Origin of the sequence: Vibrio rarus (genome assembly GCF_024347075.1) — a bacterium.
Taxonomy (GTDB): domain Bacteria; phylum Pseudomonadota; class Gammaproteobacteria; order Enterobacterales; family Vibrionaceae; genus Vibrio; species Vibrio rarus.
In genome coordinates, this window is sequence record NZ_AP024901.1 from 910,885 (window position 1) to 928,992 (window position 18,108).

The window sequence follows — 18,108 nt, forward strand, 5'->3', positions numbered from 1 at the left end:
TGCCAGTTATGAGGTTAAAACATCGAGTTATACAGATACCCTGCGCCGATTGCCATGCCTAGTATCACGGCTAAGAACGCGGCGATCATCTGGTTTTTAAAGATGGATTTTAACAAAATCACTTCTGTTAGACTGGCTCCTGCGCTGCCGATAATCAGTGCCATGACAGAGCCTAACGCCATGCCTTTTTGGACGAGAGCAGCACTTAGAGGAATGACCGCTTCTGCTCGAATATACAAAGGGATACCAATGACTGCCGCGATAGGAATGGCGTACCAAACATGATTACCGGCATAACGTGCTATGACCTCTGTTGGAATAAAACCATAGATGAATGAGCCAATAAAAATGCCCAGTAACAAGTAAGGAAGTACTTGCTTAAAATCTTTCCAAGTGGCGTTCCAGATCCGTAACCAGCGATTGGTTGGCGCGGTGTCTGTTGTTGCTGTGGCATCTATTGGGGCTGCAGTACTATCACAGCAAGTGTGTTTAGGCGTCTCTTTTTTAGCTAAGGGTGAACAACAAGCATTGGCTGGGGCTGCTTTTATCTGTTGTGTGGCCGTCGTTGTATCATTTTCATCGTTACCGCAACCACCGTTATCACGGTTATTGCAGCTTGTAGTTTGTTGATAGGCTTCTTGGCGAACGTATCGCTCAAACCCCAATTTTTCTAGTACATAACCTGAAACTACAGCAACAGTCATGGCAATGGCAAAATAGAATATGGCCACTTTCCAACCAAAGGTCATCACAAACAAACCAATGATCACAGGGTTAAGTAAAGGGCTTGCAAACAAAAAAACCATCATAGGGCCAAATCCTGCACGTGCGCGCAATAAGCCTTTTAAAAAGGGGATTGTGGAGCATGAGCAAAATGGAGTAATTGCTCCTAATAGGGCTGCAATAAAATACCCTTTGCCATTTTTGGAGCTTAAAATCGATTGAACTTTTTCTGCTGTTATAACCTCTTGTAACACGCCCACTAAATAGCTAATAGTGAGGAATAATATCGTCAGTTCCGTGGCCAAAAAGAGGAACATATGCCCTGTTTGTTGTGCCATGTTCAGTATTTCGTTATTCATGATGCAATGCCTTAAATCTCTATATGTTCAACTTTTTATTTCGAATGTACTCGAATTATAGAAATATAAGAAAGCAAAGCAAGCATAATATTTCGAATAAAACCGAAATATCAGTTAACTGTTTGAATTATTTAAAAATAAACTTAACGGCATTCATCCGCACAACACTCTTCTTGTAGAAAATCGATCACGTTTTGCAAGTTTTCGTATTGAGCGGTACAAAATAGAGTGCGTCCTTCACGACGCTGAGAGAGTAATCCAGCAGAGGATAGGCTGGATATATGGTGAGATAATGTCGAACCGGGGATCTTCAACTGCTGTTGTATATCACCTACAGGAGTACCTTGATGGCCAGCTTTAACCACCAATTTATATAGGCTAAGACGAGTAGGGTGGCCAAGCTCTTTCAGGGCCTTTGCTACGTGCTCTAATTGCATTTGCTTCTCCAGTAAATATTTCCATATTAATGGAATAATACTATCAGCTTATTCAATGAACGCCTAATGCGCTAATTAACGTGTCCAATGTAATATTGGCCAGTGGTTGAGTTGTGCTTCATGGTTGAGCATAGGACAGGGGTTTACCACATAACATGCATCGGCACGTTGACACAAAGGGAGATCGTTAATGGAGTCAGAATAAAAGATTACCGAATGGTGCTGATAATGAGGATTGACTTTCAACCACGCCTCAAGACACGCTACTTTTCCCTCTCGATAAGTCGCAATGCCTTTGATAGCAGAAGAAAAACAGTCATTGTTGCTCTCTAATTGAATACCAAATGCGTGTTGAATGTTGAGCTCTTCTGCAATGGCCTGCACTAGGTAATCGACCGTAGCAGAAATAACAATAATCGTCGTTTGCGATTGTTGTAACTCATTAAGTAATGCTTTTGCTTGTGAGAAAACAAGAGGGGCAATACGTTGCTGGGCAAAGGTGCGAGCCAGTTGGCGCAGTTGCTGTTTTGGGACACTCGCTAGAGGAGCCATGGCAAAGTGGAGGTAATGCTGCATGTCCAACTCCCCCTTGGCGTATAGCTGCATTTGACTCGCATCTTCCACTAAAAAATGGGTGTCGGTAATGATGTTATGTTCCACTAGATATTGGTGCCAAAGGGTTGCGCTATCGGTGTCGATTAAGGTCTCATCAAGGTCGAATACGTAAAGAGGGGCGTTCATATTTATACCAAATTCACTTATGTCGCTAAGGTGATGTAGTCGGAAAAATAAAGGCGAGAGTCATTCTCCTCTCGCCTTATTTTATGGCTATGGACGTTCGCCAGCGGCCAATCTGCGCTCAATGTCTGCCACCACTTGTGGGAAGTCAGCAATGGTATCAATGAGGTAATGAGGACGGCTTTTTTCTAATTTAAGACGTGCCTTTTCACGAGCGATGGCGAGTGTTTCGTCATCAGCATCTAGGTATTGTTGCAGAGTTAATCCTGCTTCATTACCGGATAACAGTAGGCCAACGGTCCACATGCCAGCGTTATGTCCTTCGTCAATTCCTGGAGCTGCATCATCGACTTTAATACATTGACGAACATCTGTCACACCCAGTTCGATAACATTTTTTAATGCCATAAAGGCGGCTGGGCGACCTCCTTGAGGAAGATCATCGGTTGCGACAATATAGTCAGGTTGATAGCCATAGTCTTTCGCTGAGGCAACCAGTACATCCATCACTTGGCGAGGATAACCTGAGCATGAACCAATTTTGATTCCTTGCTGCTTAAGTGAATTAACCACTTCTAGTGCGTGCGGGATAGGTTCTGCATGATCGGATACTTTTGCCTTTTGTAATGGCATAAATGTTTGGTAGATGCAGTCAATGTCATCGCTACACATCGCACTACCAAAGCGGTCAATCCAACGTGCTTTTACTGCTGGAATTTGGCCAACTGCTTGAATATGTTCCCATTTACCAAGACCCATTGGCTCTCGAGCTTCATCAAGAGAAAGATCGAAATCGTATTCGCGTTTAAATGCTTCTACAAAAATACTGGTTGGAGCAAATGAACCAAAGTCGACAATGGTTCCTGCCCAGTCAAAAATTACGGCTTGAATCGGTGATTTAGACATAGTTAAAGTCCTTAGATACGTGTTTAATGGCACTTTCGAAGATATGTAGTGCTTCGATAAGTTGTTGTTTGGAAATAATAAGTGGGGGGCTAAGTTGGATAACGTTGCCCTGTGAAATTTTAAAACTGAGTCCGTTATTAAGACATTGATAGAGCACGGCCTCTGCTTCATCAAATGCTCTTTGTTTGCTAATAGGATCGCAAACTAACTCTACGCCCCATAACAAACCGATCCCTCTAATGTCCCCAATCATGGGATAAAGGGCTTTCATTCGGTTCAATTGTTGCTGCATAAAGAGGCTGTCTTGACGCACTTTATTCAGTAAATTTTCTTGCTCAATTACCTTGATGGTTGCAAGCGCTGCTGCGCAACCAATGGGACTTTTTTCATGGGTGTAATGCCCTAGTGAAACTTGAGCGGCTGTGTTGTATTGTTCTTTTGTGAGCATAGCGGCCATAGGTACGACACCGCCACCTAGCCCTTTACCAATGCACAGAATGTCAGGCTCAATGTCATACGCTTGATGAGTAAACCATTCACCTGTACGCCCCATGCCATTGGGTATGTCATCGATGATCAATAACACATTATGTTTATCACAAATCTGGCGAATGCGTTTCCAGTAGGCTTTACTTGGCACTTGCACGTCCGTATTGCGAACGGCTTCAGCAATAAACGCACCAATGCCCCCTTCTTTCTCAATAACGTATTCAAGGTAATCGGCATAATGCACATCACTACCATCCACAGAAGCAAACGCACCGCGGTAACTTACTGCGGGGGGAATGCGCTCCACACCGGGCATAAGTGCCCCCATACCTTCTCTAAAACACGCCTCGCCACCGACAGAAATGGCATCAAGAGAAGCGCCGTGGAAAGCATCCCATAAGGAAACCACTTTAACGTTGTTCGTTACATGGCGTGCTAACTTTAGAGCCATGCCCACCACGGAAGTCCCTCCCGGAGCAAACAATACGCGTGTCAGATCGCCACCACAGATCTGGGTGAGCTTTTCCGCACATTCGATGGCTGTCTGATGGGTAAATCGTCGTGGCGCAAAGGGAAGCACGGCAAGTTGTTGGCGAATTGCATTGAGCACTTCTGGATGCCCATGGCCCAGTTGATGCACGTTATTACCATGAAAATCCATGTAGCGCTTGCCACTCGCATCTTGAATAAAGATACCTTCTGCACTGTCTAATGCATTGAGACACGGAGTGGACATGGCCTGATGTAGAAAAACATTACTGTCTCGTTCTAATAACGCTTTGGTATGCTGGTGGCTATGCTGATCATTCCATTGTTCACGAGCGGCAGTAGTATTGATGTCTCCCTCGCTACGAAAGTGCGAGGCACGCATATTGGTCTCATGGGACATGATTAGTCTCTCCAATACATAGCGTGTGACATAGCATCAATAAGGCGATGTATATCATCGGGATACACTTCACCAATGTTACCAATCCGAAAGCAGTCTGCATTGGAGACCTTGCCTGGGTAGATAACAAACCCTTGCTCTTTGAGCCGTAAATAAAACTCATTAAATTGATAGTTTTTGTGGGTTGGCGAATAAAAAGCGGTGATGATCGGTGAGTGCAAGTTATCTGCTAATAAGGTGTTAAACCCTAAACGGCGCATGCCAGCCACGAGGTTTTTTTGGTTAGTTGCATATCGCTTGGCTCGAGAGTGGATTCCTCCTTCCTCTTCAAGTTCCATCAGAGCTTGGTAAAAAGCTCTGACAGTATGAGTTGGTGAGGTAAAGCGCCACTTGCCCTGATGGTTTTGCATGCATAGCCATTGATCGTATAAATCAAGGCTTAGAGAGCGAGCCTGGCCTTTACATTGCTCAAGCTGTGATTGTTTTGCGATGATAAAGCCAAATCCTGGTACTCCTTGTACACATTTATTGGCAGAACTGATCATAAAGTCGACGTCTAAGTCACCAATATCCATGTTGATGCCCGCAAAACTCGACATGGCATCAAGGATCACAACCTTGTTATGACGTTTTGCTACAGCAATAAGCTCTTGAATCGGATTCAATATACCTGTCGTTGTTTCGCAATGAACTAAGGCAAAATGGGTAATACTAGGATCTTCAATGAGTAAGGTTTCCAACTGCGTAACAGACGGCACATTGGTTTCACCAGGGCTAAGTAATTGGCAGTCAATCTTCAAATAACGAGCGATTTGCGCCATTCTTGCCCCATAAGCGCCATTATTTATCACCAGTAATTTTCCGTTAACTGGTAGAGACGATCCTATGGTTGATTCCACACAAGCAGTGCCACTGCCTTGCATTAAAACACTGGTATAGCCGGCATGTTTGGTGGCTAAGGTGACAAGTTTGCAGCGGATAACTTCGACGATGTCTTTATTATAATCCGCATCCCACGTACACCAATCTTTGAGCATTGCATTACGAACACCTTCCGATGTGGATAAGGGGCCAGGTGTGAGTAATAGGTATTCGTTTTTCATATTCATTCCTTTGGACTATACCAGTGAATGGAGCGAACTCTATCACTCTCATTTGCGTGGGAAAACCGCCTTTACGTTAATTCATAAAAGTTTCATGTTTGCGCCGTTATTAATCAATAAGCCATACAATTATCGTAAAAATGCCATTTTTTGTTCATTGGAACGTCATATTTGACCCTTAATCTAGCCACAAATTAACTGGTGCAGACCAATAAATATTCCATAAAGGGAAAAACAATGAACAAGCGTTTTATTAAAGGAACAATGGCCGCTTTAGTTTCTATGCTAGCGACTAATGCTTTTGCCGCAACAGAAGTAACGGTATACACAGCCTTCGAATCCGATATTCTTGCTAAGTATAAAAATGCATTTGAAAAAACCAATCCAGATATTGAAATTAACTGGGTTCGTGACTCTACGGGTATTATGACTGCTAAGTTATTGGCTGAAAAAAATAACCCTCAAGCTGAAGTTGTGTGGGGATTAGCTGGCTCATCAATGGCATTGCTTAAAGAAGAAGGGATTTTAAAAACATACTCTCCAAAAGGATTGGATGAATTACGTTCTGAGTTGAATGATCCACAATCTACTCAAGCATGGTATGGCAATGATGCATTTTTCAACGCTATTTGCTTTAATGAAATCGTAGCTCAGCAACAAAATCTGCCAAAGCCGACATCTTGGGAAGACTTAACTAAGCCTGTGTATAAAGGTCACATTGCAATGCCAAACCCAGCGTCATCGGGTACAGGTTATATGCAGGTTTCTGCTTGGCTGCAAAGTATGGGTGACAACCAAGGTTGGGCTTATATGAAAGATCTACATAGCAATATCGCACATTACACACACTCTGGCTCTAAGCCTTGTGTTCAAGCAGGTATGGGTGAAGTTGCCATCGGTATTTCTATGGCGAGCCGTGGCGCTAAACTAAAAACTCAAGGGGCACCACTGGATGTCATTACTCCTGCTGGCATTGGTTGGGAATCTGAAGCAGTAGGTATCGTTAAAGTATCGGATGCAGCTAAGCGTGTTGTTGACTGGTCTATCTCTAAAGAAGCGAACGAGCTGTATGTTGAAATGTACCCAGTAGTGGGACATAAAGACGTAGAAGCATCAGTGGCTAACTTCCCGAACGTTCAACAAAAAATGGCTAAAATGGACTTTGCTCGTATGGGTAATGAGCGTGCTGATGTTTTGAAAACATGGTCTGATAAATTTGATGGTAAATCAGAAGCTAAATAAGCGCTGCTAACAAAAGCATAAGCAAACATTACGCTAAATAAGACAAAAGCTTGCCATAATGGCAAGCTTTTGCTGTTTATTGAAAGATATACCATTAATCGTAGTAATTAACTGAAAGTTCTAGCTTGTTAAAACAGCCGCGTTTTCTTAAACGCTACTTGCCAGTGTGTAATAGAACCCACCAGGATTAAACGATGACACATAGACTTAATGAGTTTGCTATATAGAGCTATGTTATGTCTGCTGAGCTATTTGGTCTTACCAAAGGCGTCTTGCTTTAATAACAATTTACATTGTAAATCATCTCTCTTTATCTTCACTACAGGGCAAATATTGTTATTTGTCATGAATCTCCAATATAGATGTAATTCTTCTGTAACATACTAATCCTAATATTGGTATATACCATTTGGAGAGTGTTATGAATACCAACCAAAACTATTTAGAAATCAATAATGTAGTGAAGCAATTCGGCCAATTCACGGCTTTGAACGATATTTCACTCGCAATCAATAAAGGCGAGTTTGTCTGCTTTTTAGGCCCATCAGGCTGTGGTAAAACGACGCTACTACGAGCTATCGCAGGACTCGATCTTCCTACCTATGGGCAAATTGAACAGGCTGGTAAGGATATTACTTTTTTGCCGCCTGAAAAACGTGACTTTGGCATCGTGTTTCAATCTTATGCTCTGTTCCCGAATTTAACCGTGGAAGACAATATTGCTATTGGCCTGAGAAATCAGGGAGCGAGTAAAAATGAAGCAAAAGAAACCGTGGCAAAATGGCTTGATACTATTGCGCTACCTACTTCAGCGAAAAAATTTCCAAGCCAGCTTTCAGGTGGACAGCAACAGCGTGTTGCCCTAGCTCGTGCATTAGCACTGTCACCAGGAATGTTGTTACTTGATGAGCCTTTATCTGCTTTGGATGCCAAAGTACGTACTCACCTTCGTGAAGAAATTTGTCAGTTACAACGTAAACTAGGCATTACAACAATCATGGTGACACACGATCAAGAAGAAGCGCTATCTATGGCAGACAGAATCGTAGTGATGAACCATGGTGTGATTGAGCAAGTGGGTACGCCACAGGATATTTATGAACATCCAAATACACGCTTTGTGGCGCAGTTTGTAGGCAGCATGAACTTCTTAACCGCACGTAAAATTAATGAGACACAAGTGATTATTCACGATCACATCATTGATGTTGAGTGCGCTGAATTTATGAAAAAAGAGTTAAGCGATGAATTTGAGCTTGCTCTACGTCCTGAAAGTCTATTTTTCACCGAGTCTGAGCAAAACTCATTAACGGTTAAAATTGAAATTATCGAGTTTCAAGGTGCTTACGTTCGTGTGGATTGTCGTTTATATGGACACCCAGAGTTAGCCTTAATTGCTGTGGATGTACCGGTGCGTGAGGCGCGTAAGCTAAATCTGAAATTGGATGAGATTCGTCGTATAGAGCTAGTGACGAAACATATGCACGCTTATCCTCTTGCAAGCCGTACTGTTGATCAAGAGGCCGCATAGCATGAGACCTGAAGTAGTAAGCGATAACCCAACCCTATCAGAGTCGTCCATCCCAACCGCTAATATTTGGACTTTTTGGACCAAGAAACTCAGTCGCGACAACATTATGTTGATGGTGATACTGGTTATCTTGTCCCTGTTTATGATGGTTTTTGTCGTGATGCCGTTATGGGCGATGCTGACAAAAAGTATGCATAATTCGAATGATGAATTTGTCGGCCTGGCTAATTTTATCACCTACTTTTCGTCACCAAGTTTGTGGTATTCATTAACCAATACCTTAACGGTTGGGCTGTTGGTTACTGTTATCGTTGGTACTTTAGCCTTTGGCTATGCCTTTGCGATCACACGAACTTGTATGCCATTTAAAACTTTGTTCCAGGTATTGGGTATGGCACCAATCCTTGCACCATCATTATTGCCTGCTATCAGCTTGATTTTTCTGTTTGGTAATCAAGGAGTTATAAAGGGGTGGTTAGGTGGAGCATCGGTTTATGGATTGATTGGTATCACCATGGGACTGGTATTTTGGACTTTCCCACACGCCTTGATGATTTTAACCACTTCGTTGCGAACTTCTGATGCACGTTTATATGAAGCGGCACGAGCATTAAAAACATCACCATTGAAAACCTTTTTCATTGTGACATTGCCTGCTGCCAAATATGGCGTAATTAGTACTCTTATTGTGGTGTTCACATTAGTGGTATGTGACTTTGGTGTGCCGAAAGTGATTGGGGGTAGTTACAATGTGTTAGCAACCGATATCTTTAAGCAGGTTGTTGGCCAGCAAAACTTTGCCATGGGCGCGGTAACCAGTATTATTTTATTACTCCCAGCCGGGCTTGCCTTTGCTGTGGATCGTTGGGTACAAAAGAAACAAAAGAATTTGTTTGATACCCGTTCGGTGGCCTACGAGCCAAAGCCGAGCCCACTACGTGACGGCTTGTGTCTGGCTTATTGTGTCACGATCAGTATTGCAGTACTTGCGGTTTTAGGTATGGCTGTATATGGATCTTTGGTGACGTTTTGGCCTTGGAATAAAGCACTCACTTTAAGCAACTATAATTTCAGTGAGTTGAGCACTTACGGTTGGAGCCCATACTTTAACTCATTAACTCTAGCGGGTTGGACGGCTGCTATTGGTACTGTGATTATATTTATTGGTGCTTATTGCATTGAAAAGGGACGCGCATTTGCCCCGTTGCGTCAAGCGCTACAAATGTTCAGTGTTGTACCAATGGCAGTACCTGGCATGGTGTTAGGCTTAGGTTATATTTTCTACTTTAATGATTCGAATAACCCTCTTAACGTTCTTTACGGCACGATGGCATTTTTAGTGGTAAATACTGTGGTGCACTATTACACCGTAGGTCATATGACGGCCATCACCGCATTGAAACAGATCCCATCTGAAATGGAGTCAACAGCAGCATCAGTTAAGTTGCCTCAATATAAGCTGTTTTTTAAAGTGACGTTGCCCGTATGTTTACCTGCGGTGCTTGATATTGCCACCTACTTATTTATCAATGCTTTAACCACAACCTCTGCAGTAGTATTCTTATACTCCACCGATACCATTCCAGCTTCTGTTTCGGTGTTGAATATGGATGATACCGGACAAACGGGTGCTGCAGCTGCGATGGCGGTTATGATCATGATTTCTGCCGCAGTGGCTAAACTAGTACATATTAGTTTAGATAAGGTACTGGGCAAGCGAACACAAGCCTGGCGAAAACGCTAGAAGGAACATTGAGTGCAATACGTAAAAATTAAAGACGTTATCGTAGAACAAATAGAATCAGGGCAACTCAGTCCACGGCAAAAACTGCCTTCCGAGCGTAAACTCGCTGAGCTATTTGATACAACACGAGTGACTTTACGAGAGGCACTATCCTTACTGGAAGCGGAAGGTCGAATTTATCGAGAAGACAGAAGAGGTTGGTTTATTTCTCCTCCTCCGTTGCAATATGACCCGACGTTAGCACTCAATTTTATCAATATGGCCAAACAACAAAATAGGCAACCACTGACTGAACTGGTCAGAGCGAAAAGTACCTTGGCTGATAAAACAGTATCTGAACTGCTTGATTTACCAGCATTTTCAGATGTATTCCAAGTTGAGAGAGTGCGCTACTTAGAGCAGCGTCCTGTGGTGTATGTGAAAAACTATGTGCGACCAGAGGTGATACCCACCTTACTGGATTACGACTTATCTTTGTCTTTGACTGATTTATATCGTGAGCACTATGGTATTCACTATTCTGAAGTTCGTTACCGAGTGAGCACCACCTCTTTGTTTGGTGAAGTGGCACAAAAATTAAGAGCCACTGCGGGAAGCCCAGCCATGTTAGTACAGCGTCTTAACTATGATCAAAATGGAGGCTTAGTGGACTGCGATCTTGAATATTGGCGACATGATGCCATGTGCATTGAGTCTTCAGCCAAACTGGTGAATGAACATTAATAGAATTTATCCATAAAACAATCAACACACTTTATAAACCGTAGGCTTCCGCACGGAGGCCTTTTTTGCGCCTAAATAATGGCGATTAGATTAAAAAACAAACAAATATAGGTAGAAAATGTCTGGGAAAACACATCCATGTTACTGGATAACAGAGGCGAAACAACAACCAAACTGGCAGGAATCAGAGAGTCTACAGCAAGACATTGATGCGGATATCTGTATTGTCGGTGGTGGATATACGGGGCTTTGGACTGCGATTATCACTAAGCAACAATCACCAGAAACCAAGGTTGTACTACTGGAAAAAAGTTTTTGTGGTGCGGGTGCGTCCGGTGTGAACGGTGGCTGTATGCTAACTTGGGCCACTAAGTACTCATCTATGACCAAAATGTTTGGCGTAAACCAAGCAAATTTCTTGGTTTCAGAATCAGAGCAGGTAATTTTTGAAATAGAAGACTTTTGCAAGCAGCATAATATTGATGCAGGGCTAAGAAGACACGGTACCTATTATACGGCGACTAACCCTGCTCAGTGCGGCGTCTTAGACCCAACCATTGATAAGCTAAAACAAGCGAACCTGAACAGTTGGCAGGAAGTTTCTACTCAGACGTTAAATGACAACACTGGGTCAAAAATTAATATTGAAGGGCACTTTTCAGAAGCGGCTGGCAGTGTGCAACCTGCGAAGTTAGCTAGAGGGATGCGTGATGTTGCTCTGTCTCTTGGTGTGGAAATTTATGAAAACACGGCCATGACCCGTTTAGAGTACGGTGAACCTGCTGTCGTTCATACGCCAAATGGCAGTGTGAAAGCTGGCAAAGTAGTATTGGCTCTAAATGCTTGGATGGTTGAGCAATTTAAACAGTTCAAAAACAGTATTGTTGTTGTCTCTTCTGACATGGTGATCACCAAACCTGTTGCCAATAAACTGCAGGAAACCGGTTTGTCAGATGGTGTGACGGTAGTGGACTCTCGTATTTTTGTGCATTACTACCGTGATACGGTAGATGGACGTTTAATGCTTGGTAAAGGGGGCAACCGTTTCTCATTTAACAATGATGTTGAATCTATGTTTAACGAGAAAACGCGATATTATGAACTGTTAGATAGTGCGTTTAACCGTTTATTCCCTAAAGTGGGCAGTGAGCAAATTGAGTTTAACTGGACGGGTGGCTCGGATCGCTCTACTACAGGTTTCCCTTTCTTTGGCAACATTAAGAAGCAAGCCAACGTATTTTATGGCCTAGGTTATTCAGGTAATGGTGTTGCACAAACACGTATTGGCGGTAAGATTTTAGCTGCCATGGCATTAGGTATTGATAATGAATACTCGAGCTGTGCACTCACTGGCGGTCCGCGAGGATACTTCCCGCCAGAACCTTTCCGTTGGGTCGGTGCCATGATGGTACGTGATGCGGTACGCCGTAAAGAATCGGCAGAAGATCAGCGACGTAAGCCATTAATTATCGATAAGTTGTTAGCAAAATTGGCCGGTCCTGCAGGTAAGGCGGATAAGTAATAACAAGCATCAGTTTGTGCGTGTTTTCAACGTTAGCAGAACGGAGTCTACACATTTTTTCACGAAAGGGCCGATATGAGTATCGGCCCTTTTTTTAGGTGCGCCGAGCATGGCACTGTTCTAGGAGGTGAGAGCCTTCTATGGGCTCAGCGGACCGAGAACCGTTACATATCAAGAGTGTTCACCGTGAGGTGACATTTGCTTGTAGGTCACTATTTTGTTGTTTACCCCCCTCTCAATACTCTCTTTTAAAAATAAATTAGAAAAGTTGCGTCTTTTTCTCACTTCTTGCGTCTTAACTGAGTAATTAACATTTTTATCGAATAAGACAATTGAAAAACGACGCCAGCTGCTTTGATAAAAAGACTTCTGTTAATGAGTCGCAAATGGCACTACTGTCTTTAATATCAGAATAAGAACCCGCTTAATAATTATGAATATTCTTTGGAAATTAAAACGTTACCTAAAAATGTTTGGTCGCCATTATCTGATTGCCTTTATGGCGTTGCAGGTGGTTGCCTTGATTAACTTGGTACCGTCATGGCTAATTGGTCGCATTGTTGATGAGATAAGCCAAGGCACATTAGACTCTCAAACCATGATTATTCATGTTGTGGGAATTGTTGTCTCGGGCGCGGCAATGTACGGCCTGCGTTTTGTTTGGCAAAGTCAGCTATATGGCGCATCGATTGCGATTACTCGCGTGATTCGCAGCGAGCTCTTTCAAAAATTCTCACAGTTGTCTCCGGCCTTCTATGCGCGCCGTAGTACTGGCGATCTGATGGCGCATGCCACTAATGACCTTAACGCAGTAGAAGAAACCATGGGCATGGGCATTATGACTCTGGTTGACTCGTTAATTGCGGGTATGACGGTTATTTTAGGGATGATCTTTGTCGTCAGTGGCCAGCTTACCGCCGTTGCGCTACTTCCTTTTCCTTTACTTGTGCTGATCACTCGTCGTTATGGGGTGAAGCTGCATAAAACGTTTGGTAAAGCGCAAGCTGCGTTTTCTGATTTGACCGAAGAAACCCGTGAAACCGTATCGGGTATTCGAGCCGTTCGCTCACACGGTATGTCAGATCGCCAGCAACAGCGATTTGGCAAAGCATTAAATGATACGGTAGATGCCAACCTTGCCGTTGCCAAAGTCGATGCGGCGTTTGGGCCAACCATACAATTGGTGTACGGACTGTCGTTTGCGGTTTCTCTTGGTTACGGCGCATGGTTAATTGAACAAGGCAGCCTGACGGTAGGGCTATTCACCACGTTCACACTTTACCTTGCGCAGTTGCTTGGGCCATTTATGCAGTTTGGTTGGCAGTTCAATGTACTGCAACGTGGCACGACATCGTGGCGTCGCCTTGAGCAACTATTCTCTGAAAGTATTGATGTGATTGAAGGTGACAAAACATTGGCAAAAGATGCGGATGCGAGTATGTCATTTAATATCCATGAATTTACCTATCAGGATGCCAAGCATAGGGCCCTTGAAAATATCAGTTTTGAACTGCCATCGGGTGGTTTGGTTGGGATTACTGGGCCAACAGGTAGCGGTAAAAGTACGCTACTGCATCTAGCTTTACGCCAATTTAAACTTGAGAAGCCATCCACTATTCATATTGCAGGCATGCCAACGGACAGCCTAACGTTTGATTCCTTACGCGATAAACTAGCGTGGGTTCCGCAAAAACCACACTTGTTTTCGGGCACCATTGCCGAAAATATCGCGTTAGCAAAACCCAATGCATCATTAAATGACATTGAGCATGTTGCTGAAATGGCTGGTATTCGAGCTGAAATTGAGGTAATGCCAGATGGATTTAACACCCAATTACGCGAAGGCGGTACTAACTTATCTGGCGGTCAAAAACAGCGTTTGACCCTGGCCAGAGCATTGCTATCCGATGCCGATATATTGCTATTGGATGACCCATTTAGTGCGTTAGACATGAAAACAGAGGTGCAAGTTCGTCGAAACTTAAAGGCTCACTATTCGCATAAAACGATGTTGCTTGTCACACAGCGACTCACCAATCTAATTGAAGCTGACCACATTTTAGTATTAAACGATGGCTTAGTAGAAGAGCGCGGCTCTCACCATCAATTGGTGGCCAATAAAGGTTGGTATTCCATGGTGTATCAGCGCCAAAGTCAGCTTGGCATTAACAGTCAATTACCCGCTAATGAGACGAATAAAGAGGAGGTAAACCATGACTGAATTACACTCAACCGCTAAATCACAAGCGTTAAAAAGTAACGGGCTTTACCGCCGCTTACTGAACTTTTCATTACCGCACAAAGCGCGTTTTGCTTTTGCTTTCTTAATGCTGGCGCTTGCTGTCAGTGCTGAGATGGCGATCCCGTGGCTGGCAAAAATTGTGATCGATGAAGTCACTGTCGCTCAGCAGTTTGAGTGGTCACAGCTGATCACTTTAATTGGGTTAGTGATGCTGTTTTATGTACTTGCAGCCGTCTTTGGCTACATACAAGCCGTCACCTTTAAACACGGTGCGTTGCTGGTGGTGAAAGATGTACGTGAGCAACTGTTTCGTCATGTATTGAGCTTTCCTATTGCCACGTTTGACAAGTTATCAACGGGTAAGTTGGTGTCGTACATTACTAACGATACCGAGTCGCTACGCAATATGTATGTGTCGACGATTCCAACCGTCATTCAAGGTGCATTACGCATCATAGCTATTTTTATTGCGATTGCGTTGCTGGATTGGCATTTGATGTTGCTGAGCTTAGTGCTTATTCCCATTTTGCTGGTCACCATGCATCTGTATCGCAAGGTTTCCATTTCTGTGTTTGATGGCATTCGCGTTCAAGTCAGCAATATTAACGGGCAAATAAACGAATCGTTACAAGGCATGGCGTTGATTCAAGCATTTCGTCAGCAAAAGGCGTTTCAAGCAAAGTTTGAGAAAGAGAACCAAAGTTGGTTTAATTTCCGCACGAAGTCGGTGGCGATTGACAGTTTAATGTTACTGCCATTAACCCGTTTAATTTCAACACTGACCGCCGCAGGTATCGTGGCGTGGTTTGCGGGAGCATCAATGTCGACGGTTGTGGAAGTGGGTACTCTCTACGCATTTTTGAACTACATTGAACGCTTTTTTGACCCGTTCAGACAGTTATCAATGGAGCTACACAAACTGCAAGTGGCTACAGCATCATCAAAACGTATTTTTGAATTGCTAGATGATGAGGTAGAAACCTTTCATAACACGATGCCAGATGTGAAGCTCAATCAAAGCCATGATATTGAATTTCGCAATGTCACTATGGGCTATGAAGTGGGTAAACCGGTACTGAAAGAGATTAGCTTTACCGCTAAAGGGGGTGAGTTTACCGCAATTGTGGGGCATACCGGCAGTGGCAAAAGTTCGGTGATCAATTTATTGATGCGTTATTACCAGCAGCAACAAGGTGAAATTTTGGTTGGCGGACAACCACTTAAAGATCTTTCACAATCGCAACTGCATAAGCTGTTTGGTTTGGTCGCGCAAGATCCAACGATCTTTAGTGGCTCGATTGTTGATAACATCAGCTTATCGAATGACGCTAACTCGAGTGAAAGTACCAGTGAACCTGAGACTAACCGAGATAAAGCCATAAAAGCGGCGCAAATAGTAAAAGCGGATCGCTTTATTCATCGTCTGCCTAATGGTTTTGATCATAATTCAAGTAATGGCGGCGCATCACTTTCTGTGGGAGAGAGGCAGTTGTTGGGTCTGGCGCGCGCAATATCTCATGATCCTAAAATATTCTTGCTCGATGAAGCTACCGCGAACATTGACAGTGAATCGGAAGAAACCGTTAAGCAAGCATTAGAGAATATCCAAGATGGGCGAACCGTAATTACGGTCGCACACCGTTTATCGACGATTCGCAATGCCGATCAAATCTTAGTCATGAACAGTGGCAGATTGGTACAAAGCGGTACCCATGAGCAGTTGATTGAACAAGATGGCGATTATCGCGATTTATATATTGCGCAAAAAGCGCAAGAAGAAAACGAACATCAAAATAGCACGCTGGGCTTAACCGCTATGAGCGCAGTCTAAATATAATAAAGAGTTATTCATCATGACAAACGAAACTATTAATAACTGGGTTGCTAATAACCAAGTTGCCAGTCACCAAGCGGCTAATATGGATCAGACACAATTTGTCTCTCAACAAGTGATTGAAGACATTATTGAATGGGAAATCATGCACGGGGTGGCATTTCGTCAGGCGGATAATAGCGCAAGACATGTGCCTTTTAGCATCGCGCCGATGACAATAGAGCGCCCAGTGTATGAACACTTGCTTTCGGTCACCCCTTTGATTGCAAAGCTCATTAGCAATGTGTCAGAAGACCATGACTTTCTGCAAGATTCACTGCGCGACATGGCAAAAGCGGATCCATTTTTTGGCCGATTAATGGAGTTGCACCTGCAAGCTCATGGCGATGCATTGCAACGTAAACAAGCAGCCAGACAGCCATTATTGTTGATGCGTACTGACTTTATGGACGATCGTAAGCATGGTGCAAAAGTCATTGAATTTAATGGCATTGCTGCGGGGATGGGGCCATTTGGTCAGCGGGCAACACAGCTGCATCACTTTGTAAAAGAGCAGTGGAATGAAGTGTATCAACATTGGTTAGAAGATGATTTAGCCATCGCAGCTGATAATTTTGGTATGCAGCAACTGGCTTTAGGCATTGCAACTGCAACCCATAAGGTTAAAGTTCACTTTTCCGATTTGGGCGAGCAAAATGATACGCAAAAACCTACGTTCTTGATGGTGGTTCAAAAAGATGAAGACAACGTTTATGATCAGCATCTTTTGGAAGTGGAATTACAAAAGCAGGGCATTCGCACATTAAGACGCACATTCGAGCAGTTAAGCACTCAGCTATCTAGCGGTGATAATCAACGTCTGATACTTGAAGGTGTTGGGGCAATAGATACAGTGTATTTGCGCGCCGGTTATCAATATACCGATTACTGGGTACCGGAGCTCAATGAAGATATTTGTTGTCATACATTAAGCCAAACTCGACTTTTTATTGAACAGCATTATGTGGCGATGAACGCGACAATCAGCCAGCAACTTGCAACAAGCAAATCAATGCAGATGCTACTGACTATGATGCCAGCGCAAGACTACACGCGCTGGGGATTAACGTTAGAAGAAGCGCAACGAGTGAAAAGCGTGTTAGCGGATATGAAACCAGTATCGATGCAGACTATCGAATGGTTTAATCACTCTGCTGACAAGCAAGAGTGGGTTCTAAAAAACCAAGGAGAAGGCGGCGGTCACTGCGTTTTTGGTGAAGATATTACTGAAACCATCGCCAACTTGAAAGCCGAAGAATACGATGCATGGGCATTAATGCAGCGTTTATACCCGCACGAACGCGACACGCCAACCATCGCCGTACGTGACGGTAAACAAACCTTAGTTAAAGATCTTGTCAGTGAAATAGGCTTATTTACCGCGCATTACCAAGGCGAGGCAGTCACTGAGCAAAATGGTTATGCGGGATACCTTATTCGTAGCAAACCTGCGAGTGAAAATGAAGGTGGAATCCACAGCGGGAAGGGGATCTTAGATTCATTGGTGTTGACCGATAAATAACAAAATATGGGTTCTAGGTGCTGCCAAGCTAACAAAAGCTATGGCAGTACTTTTTTATGACTCAA

The 18,108-nt window shown here is 43.4% G+C and carries 14 protein-coding genes; 8 read left to right on the forward strand and 6 right to left on the reverse strand.

What is annotated here, in order from left to right; genetic code table 11:
• Positions 1 to 14: 14 nt before the first annotated feature.
• From OCU56_RS17010 to phnW, 6 genes are all read right to left on the reverse strand, one after another.
• On the reverse strand, positions 15 to 1,082 hold the full coding sequence (locus OCU56_RS17010) for a permease (RefSeq protein ID WP_261875119.1): 1,068 nt from the start codon (positions 1,080 to 1,082) through the stop codon (positions 15 to 17).
• A gap of 143 nt (positions 1,083 to 1,225) precedes the next feature.
• Positions 1,226 to 1,519 carry an ArsR/SmtB family transcription factor gene (locus tag OCU56_RS17015; protein ID WP_261875120.1) on the reverse strand — a complete coding sequence of 98 codons (294 nt, stop codon included), beginning with the start codon at positions 1,517 to 1,519 and terminating at the stop codon, positions 1,226 to 1,228.
• A gap of 75 nt (positions 1,520 to 1,594) precedes the next feature.
• Positions 1,595 to 2,260, reverse strand: coding sequence for an HAD family hydrolase (locus tag OCU56_RS17020; protein ID WP_261875121.1), 666 nt, complete (start codon positions 2,258 to 2,260; stop codon positions 1,595 to 1,597).
• An 87-nt stretch (positions 2,261 to 2,347) separates the two neighbouring features.
• Complete coding sequence (gene phnX / locus OCU56_RS17025; protein WP_261875122.1) at positions 2,348 to 3,163, reverse strand: phosphonoacetaldehyde hydrolase; 816 nt, start codon at positions 3,161 to 3,163, stop codon at positions 2,348 to 2,350.
• Positions 3,156 to 4,541 carry an aspartate aminotransferase family protein gene (locus tag OCU56_RS17030; RefSeq protein WP_261875123.1) on the reverse strand — a complete coding sequence of 462 codons (1,386 nt, stop codon included), beginning with the start codon at positions 4,539 to 4,541 and terminating at the stop codon, positions 3,156 to 3,158. The genes phnX and OCU56_RS17030 overlap by 8 nt, the downstream gene beginning before the upstream one ends.
• Positions 4,542 to 4,543: 2 nt before the next feature.
• Complete coding sequence (gene phnW, locus OCU56_RS17035; protein WP_261875124.1) at positions 4,544 to 5,644, reverse strand: 2-aminoethylphosphonate--pyruvate transaminase; 1,101 nt, start codon at positions 5,642 to 5,644, stop codon at positions 4,544 to 4,546.
• Positions 5,645 to 5,881: 237 nt separating this feature from the next.
• On the opposite strand from phnW, the gene OCU56_RS17040 reads away from it, so the two are divergent.
• The 8 genes from OCU56_RS17040 (at position 5,882) to OCU56_RS17075 (ending at position 18,043) form a co-directional block, all read left to right on the forward strand.
• Positions 5,882 to 6,886 carry a putative 2-aminoethylphosphonate ABC transporter substrate-binding protein gene (locus tag OCU56_RS17040; protein ID WP_261875125.1) on the forward strand — a complete coding sequence of 335 codons (1,005 nt, stop codon included), beginning with the start codon at positions 5,882 to 5,884 and terminating at the stop codon, positions 6,884 to 6,886.
• Between the two features lie 421 nt (positions 6,887 to 7,307).
• Positions 7,308 to 8,417 carry a putative 2-aminoethylphosphonate ABC transporter ATP-binding protein gene (locus OCU56_RS17045; RefSeq protein ID WP_261875126.1) on the forward strand — a complete coding sequence of 370 codons (1,110 nt, stop codon included), beginning with the start codon at positions 7,308 to 7,310 and terminating at the stop codon, positions 8,415 to 8,417.
• A 1-nt stretch (position 8,418) separates the two neighbouring features.
• Positions 8,419 to 10,161, forward strand: coding sequence for a putative 2-aminoethylphosphonate ABC transporter permease subunit (locus tag OCU56_RS17050; protein ID WP_261875127.1), 1,743 nt, complete (start codon positions 8,419 to 8,421; stop codon positions 10,159 to 10,161).
• 12 nt (positions 10,162 to 10,173) lie between these two features.
• Positions 10,174 to 10,884, forward strand: coding sequence for a phosphonate utilization transcriptional regulator PhnR (phnR, locus tag OCU56_RS17055; RefSeq protein ID WP_261875128.1), 711 nt, complete (start codon positions 10,174 to 10,176; stop codon positions 10,882 to 10,884).
• Between the two features lie 118 nt (positions 10,885 to 11,002).
• The gene (locus tag OCU56_RS17060; protein ID WP_261875129.1) at positions 11,003 to 12,406 is read left to right on the forward strand and encodes an FAD-dependent oxidoreductase; all 1,404 of its coding nucleotides are present in this window, start codon (positions 11,003 to 11,005) and stop codon (positions 12,404 to 12,406) included.
• Positions 12,407 to 12,839: 433 nt separating this feature from the next.
• Entirely contained in the window at positions 12,840 to 14,627 is a 1,788-nt protein-coding gene (locus OCU56_RS17065; RefSeq protein WP_261875130.1) for an ABC transporter ATP-binding protein, read from the forward strand.
• A complete protein-coding gene (locus OCU56_RS17070; protein ID WP_261875131.1) occupies positions 14,620 to 16,479 on the forward strand; it encodes an ABC transporter ATP-binding protein in 1,860 nt (619 codons plus the stop codon). The genes OCU56_RS17065 and OCU56_RS17070 overlap by 8 nt, the downstream gene beginning before the upstream one ends.
• A gap of 88 nt (positions 16,480 to 16,567) precedes the next feature.
• Complete coding sequence (locus OCU56_RS17075; protein WP_261875601.1) at positions 16,568 to 18,043, forward strand: glutathione synthetase; 1,476 nt, start codon at positions 16,568 to 16,570, stop codon at positions 18,041 to 18,043.
• Positions 18,044 to 18,108: the final 65 nt, after the last annotated feature.